Annotated in this window: 10 protein-coding genes; 4 read left to right on the forward strand and 6 right to left on the reverse strand. The window is 70.9% G+C overall.

The window, feature by feature from the left end; all coding sequences use genetic code 11:
* From MCHLDSM_RS26405 to MCHLDSM_RS26410, 3 genes are read right to left on the reverse strand one after another with little or no spacing between them, the layout of a single operon-like run.
* Positions 1 to 4,176 (reverse strand): alpha-(1->3)-arabinofuranosyltransferase, encoded by a 4,176-nt coding sequence (locus MCHLDSM_RS26405; RefSeq protein ID WP_201780410.1) that lies wholly within the window; start codon positions 4,174 to 4,176, stop codon positions 1 to 3.
* 13 nt (positions 4,177 to 4,189) lie between these two features.
* Complete coding sequence (locus tag MCHLDSM_RS36610; RefSeq protein WP_070356595.1) at positions 4,190 to 4,363, reverse strand: DUF2613 domain-containing protein; 174 nt, start codon at positions 4,361 to 4,363, stop codon at positions 4,190 to 4,192.
* A 24-nt stretch (positions 4,364 to 4,387) separates the two neighbouring features.
* The gene (locus tag MCHLDSM_RS26410; RefSeq protein ID WP_048472675.1) at positions 4,388 to 4,855 is read right to left on the reverse strand and encodes a universal stress protein; all 468 of its coding nucleotides are present in this window, start codon (positions 4,853 to 4,855) and stop codon (positions 4,388 to 4,390) included.
* Between the two features lie 70 nt (positions 4,856 to 4,925).
* On the opposite strand from MCHLDSM_RS26410, the gene MCHLDSM_RS26415 reads away from it, so the two are divergent.
* Positions 4,926 to 6,119, forward strand: a complete 1,194-nt coding sequence (locus MCHLDSM_RS26415; RefSeq protein WP_048472676.1) for a glycoside hydrolase family 3 N-terminal domain-containing protein — start codon at positions 4,926 to 4,928, stop codon at positions 6,117 to 6,119.
* A 64-nt stretch (positions 6,120 to 6,183) separates the two neighbouring features.
* On the forward strand, positions 6,184 to 6,813 hold the full coding sequence (locus tag MCHLDSM_RS26420) for a TetR/AcrR family transcriptional regulator (RefSeq protein ID WP_048472677.1): 630 nt from the start codon (positions 6,184 to 6,186) through the stop codon (positions 6,811 to 6,813).
* A gap of 3 nt (positions 6,814 to 6,816) precedes the next feature.
* On the opposite strand, the gene MCHLDSM_RS26425 is transcribed toward MCHLDSM_RS26420, so the two are convergent.
* Both MCHLDSM_RS26425 and MCHLDSM_RS26430 read right to left on the reverse strand, forming a co-directional pair.
* Positions 6,817 to 7,668, reverse strand: coding sequence for a MaoC/PaaZ C-terminal domain-containing protein (locus MCHLDSM_RS26425; protein ID WP_048473002.1), 852 nt, complete (start codon positions 7,666 to 7,668; stop codon positions 6,817 to 6,819).
* The gene (locus tag MCHLDSM_RS26430; RefSeq protein WP_109788958.1) at positions 7,665 to 9,017 is read right to left on the reverse strand and encodes a 3-oxoacyl-ACP reductase; all 1,353 of its coding nucleotides are present in this window, start codon (positions 9,015 to 9,017) and stop codon (positions 7,665 to 7,667) included. The genes MCHLDSM_RS26425 and MCHLDSM_RS26430 overlap by 4 nt, the downstream gene beginning before the upstream one ends.
* A gap of 107 nt (positions 9,018 to 9,124) precedes the next feature.
* Here MCHLDSM_RS26430 and MCHLDSM_RS26435 point away from each other — a divergent pair, with 107 nt between their 5' ends.
* Both MCHLDSM_RS26435 and MCHLDSM_RS26440 read left to right on the forward strand, forming a co-directional pair.
* On the forward strand, positions 9,125 to 10,471 hold the full coding sequence (locus MCHLDSM_RS26435; protein WP_234714191.1) for an acetyl-CoA C-acetyltransferase: 1,347 nt from the start codon (positions 9,125 to 9,127) through the stop codon (positions 10,469 to 10,471).
* A 117-nt stretch (positions 10,472 to 10,588) separates the two neighbouring features.
* The gene (locus MCHLDSM_RS26440) at positions 10,589 to 11,521 is read left to right on the forward strand and encodes a TIGR03564 family F420-dependent LLM class oxidoreductase (RefSeq protein ID WP_048472680.1); all 933 of its coding nucleotides are present in this window, start codon (positions 10,589 to 10,591) and stop codon (positions 11,519 to 11,521) included.
* Positions 11,522 to 11,810: 289 nt separating this feature from the next.
* Here MCHLDSM_RS26440 and MCHLDSM_RS26445 read toward each other — a convergent pair whose 3' ends face one another.
* Positions 11,811 to 13,646 carry an acyl-CoA dehydrogenase gene (locus MCHLDSM_RS26445; protein WP_048472681.1) on the reverse strand — a complete coding sequence of 612 codons (1,836 nt, stop codon included), beginning with the start codon at positions 13,644 to 13,646 and terminating at the stop codon, positions 11,811 to 11,813.
* Positions 13,647 to 13,803: the final 157 nt, after the last annotated feature.

A 13,803-nucleotide genomic window follows, 5' to 3' on the forward strand; every position in this document is an offset into this window, starting at 1 on the left:
TCAGTCATCCTGGCCGCTGTCCATGTCCGTCGGCCAGGGAACCGCCGAGACGGCGACCGCCACCACCGAGATCAGCGCGAGGAACTGCACCCACGGCGAATGTCCGACGTAGCCGTCCACCGAGCGCCACGGATTCTGGCTGAGCACCGCCCCGGCCAGTATCAGTCCGCCCGCCGCGCCGACGACAGTGATTGTCTCGCAGAGCTTCTCGCGACGGCGCAGCAGATGTCGGGCGCCGAACGCCGATGCCGACAGCGCGGCGCCGACGGGACCGGAGATCACCGTCGCGGCCAGCGTCGCCGCGACGCCGACGGCGACGAGGTTCGGTGCCCAGGGCCGCGCCGGCGGAAGCGGGTCGCGGCGTCGGGCCGGCGCGAAGGCCAGCACGAGCAGCAGGGGAAGCAGCGCGAGGCCGCCGATCAGCCCCGCGCGGTAGGCCGTGTTGGCGGTGAAGGCGAGCGTCACGGCGCCGCTCGTGCCTGCGGGCAGCAGCCAGCCCTGCTGCCAGCCGTTGACGGTGATCGCGCGCAGCGCCGCGCCGTCGGCGCCGCGGGCGGACCACCCGGGGTTGATGCTCTCGGGGACGACGAGAATGCGTGTCGCGTCCGACGGCGCGACGTCGACCTCGCGACGGTCGTTGCGCCACAGCGGCGTGCCGACGGATTGTGGTGTGGCGGTGCGGACCTCGCTGTCCCGAGGCGTGGTCAGCGCGACGCCGTCGACGATGAGCGCCGACCCGGGACTGATCACGAGCTCCTGCTGGCCGGCGGGCAGCGTGATCGGCTCGCTGCGGCACGGCCGGGCCGGGATCGGCTTGTTGTCCAGCAGATCGCCGACCGTGGTGCGCACCGAGGTCGGGATGAACTGCCCGGCGACGCCGATGATCGGGCCTCGGCCGCACTCCAGGGTGACGGTGCGAGCCCGGTTGGCGGCGGCGTCGGCCGCGTCGATGGGAACCCCGCGCGGGTCGAGCGCGACCACCTCGGCCAGGCCCGGCGGTTTGAGCTGGTCGAAACCCAGTGCGGTGCGGTCGATCACGTCGTGCCAGTCGAGCAGGGAGATGGTGATCGTGTCGGTCAGGCGCGGCTTGATCCGCAACGTCTCCGTGCCGTCGGTCAGGCGGCGCACCTGGGGGCCGTCGCCGAGATCGATCGCGATCATCGTCGGATGAGCCGGCAGCGCCGACTCGCTCGGTGTCACGCGCAGTGCGGAAACCATATGCGGGGAGGGCAGTTTCAGTACCAGCGTGGCCGGGATGTGCCCCTGGACCACGCGCTGGGGTGCGGTCCACGCGGTGGCGGTATCACCGTCGGTGGCCGCGTACGCCGAGCCCGTGACGTCGATCAGGTCGGCGTCCCCGCCCGCGCGCGTGGTGTTCGGTTGCGCGATCAGGTCGGCCAGGTTGGGCCCCTGCCGGGCGCGCACCCACACCGTCGGTGCCACCTCGGTGGGGCTGGGCACGGTGAGCGTGCGGCTCAGGTTGACGGGTTCCTCGGAGGCCAGGGCCATCGCGGCGGCGCACCGGTAACCGGTCGGGCTGGCGGCGCAGCCCGGCCGGCCGAGCAGTTCGGCACCCAGATCCCATTGCGCCACAGCCGAACCCGGGGGAGGGCCGGGCACCTCGACGGTGTGCCGCAGGTTGACGGGGTGGGCGAAGCCGTTGGCGTCGTACTGGGTCACCGACAGGTCGGTGATGCCGAACTGCACCCCGGGTGATCCGTCGTCGGTGGCCACCGCGGTGATGCGCACCCACGGCGACTCCCCGTAGGGCAGCGCGACGGTCACCGGCTTGCCCGGCTCGTCGAACCGGACGGTGCTGGTGCCGGTGACCGTCGACACCTCCAGCCGGCGGACCTGCGCGCCGACGGCGGTCGCGCTGGGCGTGATGGTGAGCGTCGCGTTGGTGACCGGATGGTCGAAGTCCACCTGCAACCACTGCCCGACCGCGCTCTGCAGGGAGTTGGACACCCAGCTGGTCGACGAGTCGCCGTCGATCGCGGCCGGCGGCCCGGACGCCGGCGAGACATTCGGCAGCGCCGTGGAATCCGAGGCCGCACTCGACACCGTGAGCCGGCCGCCGCCCCACGCGCCCGACACCGGATCGGTTCCCGCCGAGGGGTAGTCGGGCACCCGGTTGAACGTGTTGCGGGCGTCGCCGGCGGCACGCACCGAAGAGCTGTGGTCGTCGACGCGGCCGTAGTCGGTCTCGCGCGCCATCGGGGTGTCGGTGACCGTGACGACGGGCGCGGGCAGTCCGGCCCGCAGCGCGTCCTGGGTCAGCAGCGCAGGGCCCAGCGGTGGTCGGCCGGTCAGCCGGCGGCGCTCGTCGAGCCGCAGCAGCGATTCGGGCGCGCCGTCGACGCGCGGCATGGCGTCCGCGTCGACGACGTACGGCGCCATGGCGTTTCGGGCGCCGTCGACGCGGTAGATCTCCACGGCGGGGTAGCGGGGCCGCAGCCCGCTGTCGGTGATGAATCCCTCCAGAGTGCCGGGACCGACCGGGGCGCCGAACTCGGCGACCTTCGTCAGCCCCGGGGAGCCGTCGATCGCCCGGTGCACCAGGATCGGCCGGGCCGACCTGCTGGACTCGGGATCGAGGTCATTGCGCACCACCACGTACGAAATGCCCTGCCGGACAAGGGCGTCGGCCAGCCCCGCCGAGGGGCGGCCGGCGGCGAAGAGGCGCTGCACCGCATCCAACGCGCGGATGGTCTCCGGCGGAGTCAGCGGGATCGAGTCGCGCACGCCCCACGCGCTGTCGCCGAGCACCTGCAGCGGCTCGTCGTGGCTGTTGCCCCAGACCTGCGTCGCGAACGGCGCACCGGGCGCGACGAGGACCCGTCCGCCGGAGTTGTTGGCGTCCAGCCACGCCGCGGTGTCGTGCCAGTACTGCGGGATCGCGTCGAACGCGCCCGGTGCGGTGAGCCGGCCCGTCCACGCCAGCGACGTGGAGGCGAGCAGCGCGGCGAGCACCACGATGCCGACGGCGACCCGCTTGTCGGACTCGGGGTGCGCGAACGCGCGCCGCCACACCGGCCGCGGCACGCTGCCCGGCAGCGGCAGGCGGCCGAGCAGATGTGCCACCCCCAGCGCCAACGGCAACCGCAGCAGCGGTTCGAGTTTGTGCAGGTTGCGCAGCGGGGTGCCGTCGGCGTCGAGGAACGCCTGCACCTGCTGCGCGATCGGGGAGCCCAGCCCGCCCGAGTAGCCGGCGGCCAGCAGCACCACGCCGACCAGCAGCATGGTCACCAGCCGGCCCCGGGCCGGCATCGTGCGCAGCGCCAGGCCCGCCAGCCCGCCGGCCGCCACCAGCGTCGTCGCGATCACCGCGGCCGATCCGGTGACCAGCGACGCACCCGCCGTCGCGGTCGGCGCCACATACGGCGTCCACGCCCCGGTGCCGCGCAGCATCTCCGTCAGCGACATCCACTGCGTGGTGACGCCGGACGACTCGATGAAGTCCAGGAACGGCGGGCTGATACGGCCCAGCTGCAGCAACGCGACCACCCACCACGCCACCGCCAGCGCCACACACGGCAGCCACCACACGACGAAGCGCCGCCACACCGGGCCCGGCCGGTGGCAGACCAGCCACACCACCGCGCACAGACACGCCGTCAGCGTCGCGACCGCGTTGACCGCCCCCATCAGGGCGACCGCCAGCGCCGAGCGCGCCGCCAGCGCGCGGATCCGGGGGTCGCCGCGTAGCACGAGGATCACCGGCAGCAGCACCCACGGCGCCAGCATCATCGGCAACGTCTCCGACGAGATCGCCCCGATGGTGGTCAGCACCCGCGGCGACAGCGTGAACGCGACCGCGCCGATCACCCGCGAGGTGGTGGTGCCGATGCCGAGGGCTTCGGCGACGCGCAGCACCCCCCAGAACCCCGCGACCAGCAGCAGCGCCCACCACAGCCGCTGCGTGATCCAGCCGGGCACGCCCAGCAGGTCTCCGGCGAGGAAGAACGTGCCGTGCGGGAAGAGGTAGCCGTACGCCTGGTTCTGGGCCTGACCGAACGGCAGCTCGCTGTTCCACAGCGTGAACGCGCGCGTCAGGAAGCGCAGCGGGTTGGCGGTGAGATCGAGCTTGGTGTCGGGGGAGATCTGGCCCGGGGACTGGGCGAAGGTCAGGACCAGTGCCGCCGCGGCGGCCACCCACAGCCAGCGCCGCGACAGCGGCCGGGTCTGCTCAGCTACGGTCGCCGTACTCGACCCTGTTGAGCACCGACGATGCCGGATCGCCCGCCTGCAGCGGAGGCCGGGTGTCCTGCTGCACCATCAGCGTCACCCCGAACACGGCTGCCGCGCCCAACAGCAGGCCGACGACGATGCTGGCCGCCGCAGGTACGAGGAACCGATCCATGGGCCTCAAACTAGCACGGGCGTCTCACGGCTCCGGGGGCACGATGAGCACCGGCCGGTGCCCCCGGCGCCGGACGTGATCGGCCACGCTGGACTGCACCAGCGAGCGCAAGCCGGTGGTGGCCCGGGTCCCGGTGACGATCAGATCGGCGTCCACGTCGTCGGCGACGGCGATGATGGTGCCCCACACCGTGTAGGTCTGGGCGACACACAGCGGTTCGGCGGGCAGGCCCGCCGCCACGGCCAACTCGACCCCGGCGGCGTTGGTGCGCTGCGCTTCACCGAGCGCGATGTCCGCCTCGTCGGCTTCCGGCGGATCCGGCGGTCCGTCGAGGTCGAATGCGGTGGGCTCGGAACCGCGGTGCAGCGGCGACCACACCGTCAGCACGACGGCGCGGTCGACGGTCAGGAAGCGGCTCGCGTAGTGCACCGCGCGCCGCGCTGTCGGCGAACCGTCGAACGCGATGAGCACAACGGTCTCCTCCGCTGGCATCGGTCCCCCTTCTCGTGCCCGTCCTCTCAGACTATGGCCGCGGCCCGCGTTGCCGTTAGGGTCGAGACCCATGGTTGCAACGCGGAACGTGTTCAGAGCGGTGACCGGAATGCTCGCGACGTCGGCCCTGCTGGCCGGATGCGGCGCGCCGGCCGACGACACGACGGCCACCTCGTCCACCACCGTCGCGATGGCGGCCGGACCGGCCCCCGGCTCCGCACCCCAGAAAGCGCCGACCCTCGCGTGCGGTGATCCCGCCGCCGCCGTCGCGGCCATGTCGACCCGCGACAAGCTCGCCCAACTGCTGATGGTCGGCGTCACCGGCGCCGCCGACGCCCGCGCCGTCGTCGACAACCAGCACGTCGGCGGCATCATGGTCGGCGGCTGGACCGACATGTCGATGCTCACCGACGGCTCCCTGGCCGACATCGCCGCCAACGCCGGCCCGCTGCCGCTGGCCGTCAGCGTCGACGAGGAGGGCGGCCGGGTGTCCCGGCTGGCCGGGCTGATCGGGGCGCAGCCCGCCCCGCGCACGCTGGCGGCCACGCGCACGCCCGAGGAGGTCTACCAGATCGCCTTCGATCGCGGCCGGCAGATGCGCGGCCTCGGGTTCACGATCGACTTCGCGCCCGTCGTCGACGTCACCGACGCCCCCGACGACACCGTGATCGGCGACCGGTCCTTCGGCGCGGACCCGACGGCGGTCACCGACTACGCCGGCGCCTACGCCCGCGGGCTGCGCGACGCCGGGCTGCTTCCGGTGCTCAAGCACTTCCCGGGCCACGGCCACGGCTCGGGCGATTCACACGCCGGCAGCGTGGTCACCCCGCCGATCGACGCGCTGAAGGACAACGACCTGGTGCCGTACCGGACGCTGACCACCCAGGGCCCGGTCGGCGTCATGGTGGGCCACATGGAGGTGCCGGGGCTGACCGGCAGCGAACCGGCCAGCCTCAGCCCGCAGGCCTATGGACTGCTCCGCTCGGGCGACTACGGCGGCCCGCCGTTCGGTGGCGTGGTGTTCACCGACGACCTGTCGAGCATGAAGGCCATCTCCGACCGGTTCGGGGTGCCCGACGCGGCGCTGCGCGCGCTGCAGGCCGGTGCGGACGTCGCGCTGTGGGTCACCACCGACGAGGTGCCCGCCGTCCTGGACCGGCTGGAGAAGGCCGTCGCGGCGGGTGAGCTGTCCCAGCCGGCCGTCGACGCCTCGGTCACCAAGCTGGCCGCCATGAAGGGGCCGTCCCCGCGCTGCGGCGGCTGATCCGTCATCCAGTGCTTACCCTGTGTTGGTAAGCACGTTGGCCGGGAGTGGAGAAAGGCGCGTCATGGCAGGTGGTACCAAGCGCTTGCCGCGTGCCGTCCGCGAACAGCAGATGCTCGACGCGGCCGTGCAGATCTTCTCGGTGAACGGCTACCACGAGACGTCGATGGACGCGATCGCCGCCGAGGCGCAGATCAGCAAGCCGATGCTCTACCTGTACTACGGCTCCAAGGAGGAGCTGTTCGGGGCGTGCCTGGACCGGGAGCTGGCGCGCTTCGTCGACGAGGTGCGCGACAAGATCGACTTCGACGACCCGCCCAAGGAGTTGCTGCGCAGCGCGGTGCTGGCGTTCCTGAAGTACATCGACGAGAACCGTTCGTCGTGGATGGTGCTCTACACCCAGGCGACCAGCTCGCAGCGGTTCGCGCACACCGTGCGGGAGGGCCGTGAGCGCATCATCGAGCTCGTCGGCCGACTGCTGCGCTCGGGCACCCGGTTCCCCGGCCCGGACACCGACTTCGACATGATGGCCGTCGCGCTCGTGGGTGCCGGCGAGGCCGTGGCCTCCCGGGTCAGCACCGGCGACGCCGACGTCGACGAGGCCGCCGAGCTGATGATCAACCTGTTCTGGCTGGGCCTCAAGGGCGCGCCTGCGCCGTCGGATCCCGAAGTGGGCGCCGTCGCGCAGAGCTGACGGTCAGGCCGGCGACAGCGTGCCCGTCAGGTGGGGATGTCCCTTGGTCAGATGCCGCAGTGTCAGCTCCCAGCCGTCTCCGCGCCGGTCGACGTACAGGCCGGCGCGCGCCGGAAGCACGACGGGCTTGGCGAACCGCACCGAATACGTCACAGCGTCCGGCAGCTGTCCCTCGATGTTCGCCAATACCGCTGCCGCGCTGAACATTCCGTGTGCGATGACGGTCGGGAAGCCGAACAGCTTGGCCGCGATGGAGTTCGTGTGGATCGGGTTGTGGTCCCCGCCCACGGATGCGTAGTGCCGTATCTGGCCGGGCGTGATCGACAGCACCGCGTTCGGCGGACCCAGCTTGGGCTGCTTGGCCGGCGGCGGCTTCGGTTCGTCGGAGAGGCTGGTGCGCTGCTGGTGCAGGAACGTGGTGACCTGGTGCCAGGCGGTCTCGGTGCCGACCTTGACGTCGGTGATCACGTCGACCAGCAGGCCACGCCGGTGCTCGCGCATGTTCTCGGCGTGCACGGCCGCCGACACGGTGTCGGTCACCGCGATCGGCCGGTGCTGGGTGATGTGGTTCTCGACGTGCACCGATCCCATCGCGGCGAACGGGAAGTCGAAGCCGGTGATCAGCGACATCACCGTCGGGAACGTCAGCGCGAACGGGTAGGTCAGCGGCACCGTGTTGTCGAAGCGCAGGCCGGTGACGTTCGCGTACGCCGCGACGTGGGCGGGGTCGATGGTCAGGTCCTCGACCGTCAGCGTCCGGTCGGGCAGGGTGTCCCCGCGCGGCACGAACGGCAGTGCGCCCGCCGCGGCGAGCACCAGGTTGCGCAGCCCGGACGGCTGCCCGCCCTCGCTCATGCCCCCAGCCAGGCCTGGCCGCACACCCGAATGGTGTTGCCGGTCACCGCATTCGACGCGGGGCTGGCGAAGTAGGCGATGGCCTCGGCCACGTCGACGGGCTGGCCGCCCTGGAACAGCGAGTTCAGCCGCCGCCCGACCTCGCGGGTGGCCAGCGGGATCGCGTCGGTCATCTTGGTCTCGATGAACCCGGGGGCGATCGCGTTGATGGTGATCGATTTCTCGCCGAACGGCGCGGCCAGCGCGTCGGTGAGCCCGATCATGCCGGCCTTGGTCGCGGCGTAGTTGGTCTGCCCGCGGTTGCCGGCGATGCCGGCCATCGACGACAGCCCGACGACGCGGCCGTTCTCGCCGATCGTGCCGTTACCGACCAGGCCCTCGGCAAGGCGAAGTGGGGCAAGCAGATTCACTGCGAGCACGGAGTCCCAGCGGCCCTCGTCCATGTTGGCCAGCAGCTTGTCGCGGGTGATGCCGGCGTTGTTGACCAGGATGTCGAGCGTGCCGCCGTAGTGCTCCTTGACGTGTTCGGTGATGCGGTCGACCGCGTCGGCGGCGGTGACGTCCAGCGTCAGGGCGGTGCCGCCGATCTTCGTCGCGGTCTCGGCCAGAGCCTCGGCCGCCTGCTCGACGTCCACCGCGATGACCCTCGCGCCGTCGCGCGCGAACACCTCGGCGATCGTCGCGCCGATGCCGCGCGCCGCCCCCGTCACCACCGCGACCTTGCCGTCGAGGGGCTTGTCCCAGTCCGCGGGCGGGGTGGCGTCGGCGGCGCCGACGCGGAACACCTGCCCGTCGACGTAGGCCGACTTCGCCGACAGCAGGAACCGCAGCGTCGATTCCAGGCCCGTCGCCGCCGGCTTCGCGTCGGGGTGCAGGTACACCAGCGCGACGGTCGAGCCGTGACGCAGTTCCTTGCCGAGCGAGCGGGTGAAGCCCTCCAGCGCGCGCTGCGACGTTCGCTCGTGCACCGAGTCGATCTCGTCGGGTGTCGTGCCGATGACCACCACGCGGCCCGAGGGGCCGAGGTTGCGCAGCAACGGCGTGAAGAACTCGTAGAGCGCCTTGAGGCCCTCGGGCTCGGTGATGCCGGTGGCGTCGAACACCAGCCCGCCGAACCGGTCGGCCCAGCGGCCGCCGAGGTTGTTCGACACCACGTCGTAGTCCTCGGCCAGCGCGGCCCGCAGCGGCTCGACCACGCGGCCCTCGCCGCCGATCAGCAGCGAGCCCGCCAGCGGCGGCTCGCCCGGCTTGTACCGGCGCAGCGGCTCGGGCTGGGGCACGCCGAGCTGCTTGGCCAGGAAGGACCCCGGGCCGGAGTTGACGACTTGGGACAGGAGATCGGAAGCCACGGCGCTGCCTTTCGAGAAATCCGGGTACATCGTGTGTCGACGGTGATGGTTACCCAGCACTGTCGTATCCCTCACGAACTTACTCCAGAGTAAGAACGGTGGGTAGTATGACCCTCGACACCCAACATCCCTCGCGACGCCGGGAGGCAGACGTGGCCGACAGCACAACAACCCGCCGGGTAGCCGTCCTCGGAGGCAACCGGATTCCGTTCGCACGGTCGGACGGCGCCTACGCGAACGCGTCGAACCAGGACATGTTCACCGCGGTGCTGGACGGCCTGGCCGAGCGCTTCGATCTCAAGGGCGAAACCCTCGACGCCGTCATCGGCGGCGCAGTGCTCAAGCACAGCCGCGACTTCAACCTGATGCGCGAGTGCGTGCTGGGCAGCTCGCTGTCCTCGTACACCCCGGCGTTCGACCTTCAGCAGGCCTGCGGCACCGGCCTGCAGGCCGCGATCGCCGCCGCCGACGGCATCGCGCGCGGCCGCTACGAGGTGGCCGCCGCGGGCGGTGTGGACACCGCCTCGGATGCGCCCATCGCCCTCGGTGACGACCTGCGCTCGGTGCTGCTCGGGCTGCGCCGGGCGAAGTCGAACGTCGACCGGCTCAAGCTGGTCGGCAAGCTGCCGGCCGCCCTCGGCGTCGAGATCCCCGTCAACAGCGAGCCGCGCACCGGCATGTCGATGGGCGAGCACGCCGCGGTGACCGCCAAGGAGATGGGCATCAAGCGCATCGACCAGGACGAACTGGCCGCGGCCAGCCACCGCAACATGGCCGCCGCCTACGACCGCGGCTTCTTCGACGACCTGGTGACGCCGTTCCTCGGGCTCTATCGGGACAACAACCTGCGCGCCGACTCGTCGACCGAGAAGCTGGCCAAGCTCAAGCCGGTGTTCGGGGTGCGGGGCGGCGACGCGACGATGACGGCCGGCAACTCCACCCCGCTGACCGACGGCGCCTCGGCGGCGCTGCTGGCGTCGGAGGAGTGGGCCGCCGCTCGGTCGATCCCGGTGCTCGCGTACTTCGTCGACGGCCAGACCGCCGCAGTGGACTACGTCAACGGCCGCGACGGCCTGCTGATGGCGCCGACGTACGCGGTGCCCCGGATGCTGGCCCGCAACGGGCTGACGCTGCAGGATTTCGACTTCTACGAGATCCACGAGGCCTTCGCGTCCGTGGTGCTCGCCACACTGGCGGCCTGGGAGTCCGAGGAGTACTGCAAGGAGCGGCTCGGCCTCGACGCCGCCTTGGGCTCCATCGACCGGTCCAAGCTCAACGTCAACGGCTCCTCGCTGGCGGCGGGGCACCCGTTCGCGGCCACCGGCGGGCGGATCGTGGCCCAGCTGGCCAAGCAGCTCGCGGAGAAGAAGGCCGAAACGGGACAACCGGTCCGCGGCCTGATCTCGGTCTGCGCCGCCGGCGGCCAGGGCGTGACGGCGATCCTCGAGGCCTAGAAAAGTTTTTTCCCGACGCTGTAACGCCCGCCCGTGGGGCATCGATACACGTGATAGCTCCGTGTTGCCGTCTGACCCCCCGACCCGACGGCAACACGGGGCTCTTACATTTTGAGCATGCAGATCAGCATGTTCGGACAGCTCACCGGCCTCGGCGACGGCTCACCCGTCGACGCGACCATCGCCTACCTGGCGCAACTGCGCGACGAGGGCTTCGGCCGCGTCTGGATGAGTCAGTTGCCCTACGAACCCGACCTCCTGACGATCCTGGCCATCGCGCTGCGCGAGGTCGATACGATCCAGGCGGCCAGCGGCGTCATCCCGATCCAGAACCAGCACCCCATGCACATGGCGCAGGCCGCGCTGACCGTCAGCCTGGCCTCGGAAGGGCGGTTCGTGCTCGGGCTCGGCATGACCCACGCCGCCGTCACCGAGGGCATGTGGGGCATCCCCTGGGACAAGCCGGTGAGGCGCCTCAACGAGTACCTCGACGGCCTGTTGCCGCTGCTGGCCGGTGAGCCCGCCGACGCGCCGGGCCAGACCGTGACGACGCGGGGTGCGCTCGTCATCCCCGGCGCGCCGCGGCCGGACGTGTACATCGCCGCGCTCGGGCCGCAGATGCTGCGGCTCGCGGGCAGGCGGACCTCCGGCACGTGCACGTGGATGACGGGTCCGGCGACGCTCGGCGGCCATGTCAGCCCGTCGCTGCGGCAGGCGGCCGCCGACGCGGGTCGTCCCGAGGACGCGGTGCGGGTGGTCGCGGCGCTGCCCGTCGCCGTCACCGACGACGTCGACGCAGCCCGGGCCGAGGCCGCCGAGCAGTTCGCGATCTACGGCACGCTGCCGTCGTACCGGGCGATGCTCGACCGCGAGGGCTATGCCGGCCCGCAGGACGCGGCGATCATCGGCGACGAGGCCACCGTCCGGGACCGCCTCGCCGAGCTGCGATCGGCCGGTGTCGACGAGTTCGTCGGCGCGGTGTTCCTCCGCTCGCCGGAGGCGCACGCACGCACCCGTGCACTGCTGCGGGCGGTCGACACCGAGAGCTGAAATCGCCTCTGGTGCAAGGGGTCGGGCAGGCGTAGCATCGCCTGCACGACGGGTTCGGGAGTGACTCATCTGAAGAGTCGGCAAGGGATGAAAGCCGGCCGCGCGAGACTAGTGTGACGCGCCCACAAGTCCTCCCGAACCCGCCTTTTTTCTGTCGCTGAGCAGACACAAACTCGGGCTCTGACAGGTGATTCCACGCGAGTTCGCGTCTGCGCCGGAAGCGTGTGGACATCCGCCAACGCAAGAAGCCCCCGGGAAGAGTCCGGGGGCTTCTTGTGGGCGAAGCGGACTAGAAGGCCGCCTCGTCCAACTCCATGACCTCGTTGTCGAGGTTGTCGATGATCGACCGGGTGCTGGTCAGCATCGGCAGGAAGTTCTTCGCGAAGAACGACGCCACCGCGAGCTTGCCCTCGTAGAAGGCGCGGTCGTCACCCGTGGCACCGGCGTCGAGCTTCTCGATCGCCACCGCCGCCTGGCGCTGCAGCAGCCAGCCGAGGACCAGGTCGCCGACGCTCATCAGGAAGCGCACCGAACCCAGGCCTACCTTGTAGATGCTCGCCGGATCCTCCTGCGCGGCCATCAGGTAGCCGGTCAGCGTGGCGGCCATGCCCTGCACGTCCTCCAGCGCGGTGGCCAGCAGGGCGCGCTCCGCCTTCAGCCGGCCGTTGCCGGTCTCGGACTTGACGAACGACTCGATCTGCCCGGCCACGTGCGCCAGCGCCACACCCTTGTCGCGAACGATCTTGCGGAAGAAGAAGTCCTGCGCCTGGATGGCGGTGGTGCCCTCGTAGAGCGAGTCGATCTTGGCGTCGCGGATGTACTGCTCGATCGGGTAGTCCTGCAGGAAGCCCGAGCCTCCGAAGGTCTGCAGCGACTCGGTCAGCTTGGCGTACGCCTGCTCCGAACCCACGCCCTTGACGATCGGCAGCAGCAGGTCGTTGACCTTGACCGCCAGCTCGGGCTCGATGCCGTGGATCGTCTTGGCGACGTCGGCGTTCTGGTGCGTCGCGGTGAACAGGTACAGCGCGCGCAGCCCCTCGGCGTAGGCCTTCTGGGTCATCAGCGAACGACGCACGTCCGGGTGATGGGTGATGGTCACGCGCGGTGCGGTCTTGTCCGTCATCTGGGTCAGGTCGGCACCCTGCACGCGGCTCTTGGCGTACTCGAGCGCGTTCAGGTAGCCGGTCGACAGCGTGGCGATGGCCTTGGTGCCCACCATCATTCGCGCCTGCTCGATGACGTCGAACATCTGCGCGATGCCGTCGTGCACCTCGCCGACGAGCCAGCCGACGGCGGGGGTGCCGTGCTGGCCGAGCGAGAGCTCGCAGGTCGCGGAGACCTTCAGGCCCATCTTGTGCTCGACGTTGGTGACGTACACGCCGTTGCGCTCGCCGGGCTCACCGGTCTCCGGGTCGAAGTGGAACTTCGGCACGAAGAACAGCGACAGACCCTTGGTGCCCGGGCCGGCGCCCTCGGGGCGGGCGAGCACCAGATGCATGATGTTCTCGAACAGGTCGTCGGAGTCGGCCGAGGTGATGAACCGCTTGACGCCGTCGATGTGCCAGGTGCCGTCGGGCTGCTGGACGGCCTTGGTGCGGCCGGCGCCCACGTCGGAGCCCGCATCGGGCTCGGTCAGCACCATGGTGGAGCCCCAGCCGCGGTCGGCGGCGAGCTTGGCCCACTTCTTCTGCTCCTCGGTGCCGAGGTGGAAGAAGATGTCGGCGAATCCGGCGCCCATCGCGTACATGTACACGGCGGGGTTGGCGCCCAGGATGTGCTCCTGCAGGGCCCAGGACAGCGCGCTGGGCATCGGCATGCCGCCGAGCTCCTCGCTGACCGACAGCTTGTCCCAGCCACCCTCGACGACCGCGCGCACGGACTTCTTGAAAGCCTCGGGCAGCGTGACGGTGTGAGTCTTGGGATCGAACACCGGCGGGTTGCGGTCGCCCTCTTCGAACGAGGCGGCCACGGGACCCTCGGCCAGCCGGGCGATCTCGCCCAGCATGTCGACCGCGGTGTCGACGTCGAGGTCGGCGTACGCGCCCTGGCCCAGGGCCTGGTCGACCCCGAGTACCTCGAACAGGTTGAACACCTGGTCACGAACATTGCTCTTGTAGTGGGACACGTTTCCTCCTCGTCGAGAACGCCACACGCGGTTGGGTACTTTTCGGCCAAGTTACCCACCAGTAACTGCGGCTGACTATACCGCCCGGTAACTTCAACGCAAGACCACTGTGAGCAATTTCCCCTCGCTGACCAACCGAGCAGTTGGCCGGGACACG

Origin of the sequence: Mycolicibacterium chlorophenolicum, from assembly GCF_001044235.1 — a bacterium.
GTDB lineage: Bacteria > Actinomycetota > Actinomycetes > Mycobacteriales > Mycobacteriaceae > Mycobacterium > Mycobacterium chlorophenolicum.

Excerpts from the sequence above, each read along its gene's own strand:
- MCHLDSM_RS26420 (WP_048472677.1), top strand. The coding sequence starts at position 6,184 with ATGGCAGGTGGTACCAAGCGCTTGCCGCGTGCCGTCCGCGAACAGCAG.
- MCHLDSM_RS26410 (WP_048472675.1), bottom strand. The coding sequence starts at position 4,855 with ATGCCAGCGGAGGAGACCGTTGTGCTCATCGCGTTCGACGGTTCGCCG.
- MCHLDSM_RS36610 (WP_070356595.1), bottom strand. The coding sequence starts at position 4,363 with ATGGATCGGTTCCTCGTACCTGCGGCGGCCAGCATCGTCGTCGGCCTG.
- MCHLDSM_RS26440 (WP_048472680.1), top strand. The coding sequence starts at position 10,589 with ATGCAGATCAGCATGTTCGGACAGCTCACCGGCCTCGGCGACGGCTCA.
- MCHLDSM_RS26435 (WP_234714191.1), top strand. The coding sequence starts at position 9,125 with ATGACCCTCGACACCCAACATCCCTCGCGACGCCGGGAGGCAGACGTG.
- MCHLDSM_RS26425 (WP_048473002.1), bottom strand. The coding sequence starts at position 7,668 with ATGAGCGAGGGCGGGCAGCCGTCCGGGCTGCGCAACCTGGTGCTCGCC.
- MCHLDSM_RS26415 (WP_048472676.1), top strand. The coding sequence starts at position 4,926 with ATGGTTGCAACGCGGAACGTGTTCAGAGCGGTGACCGGAATGCTCGCG.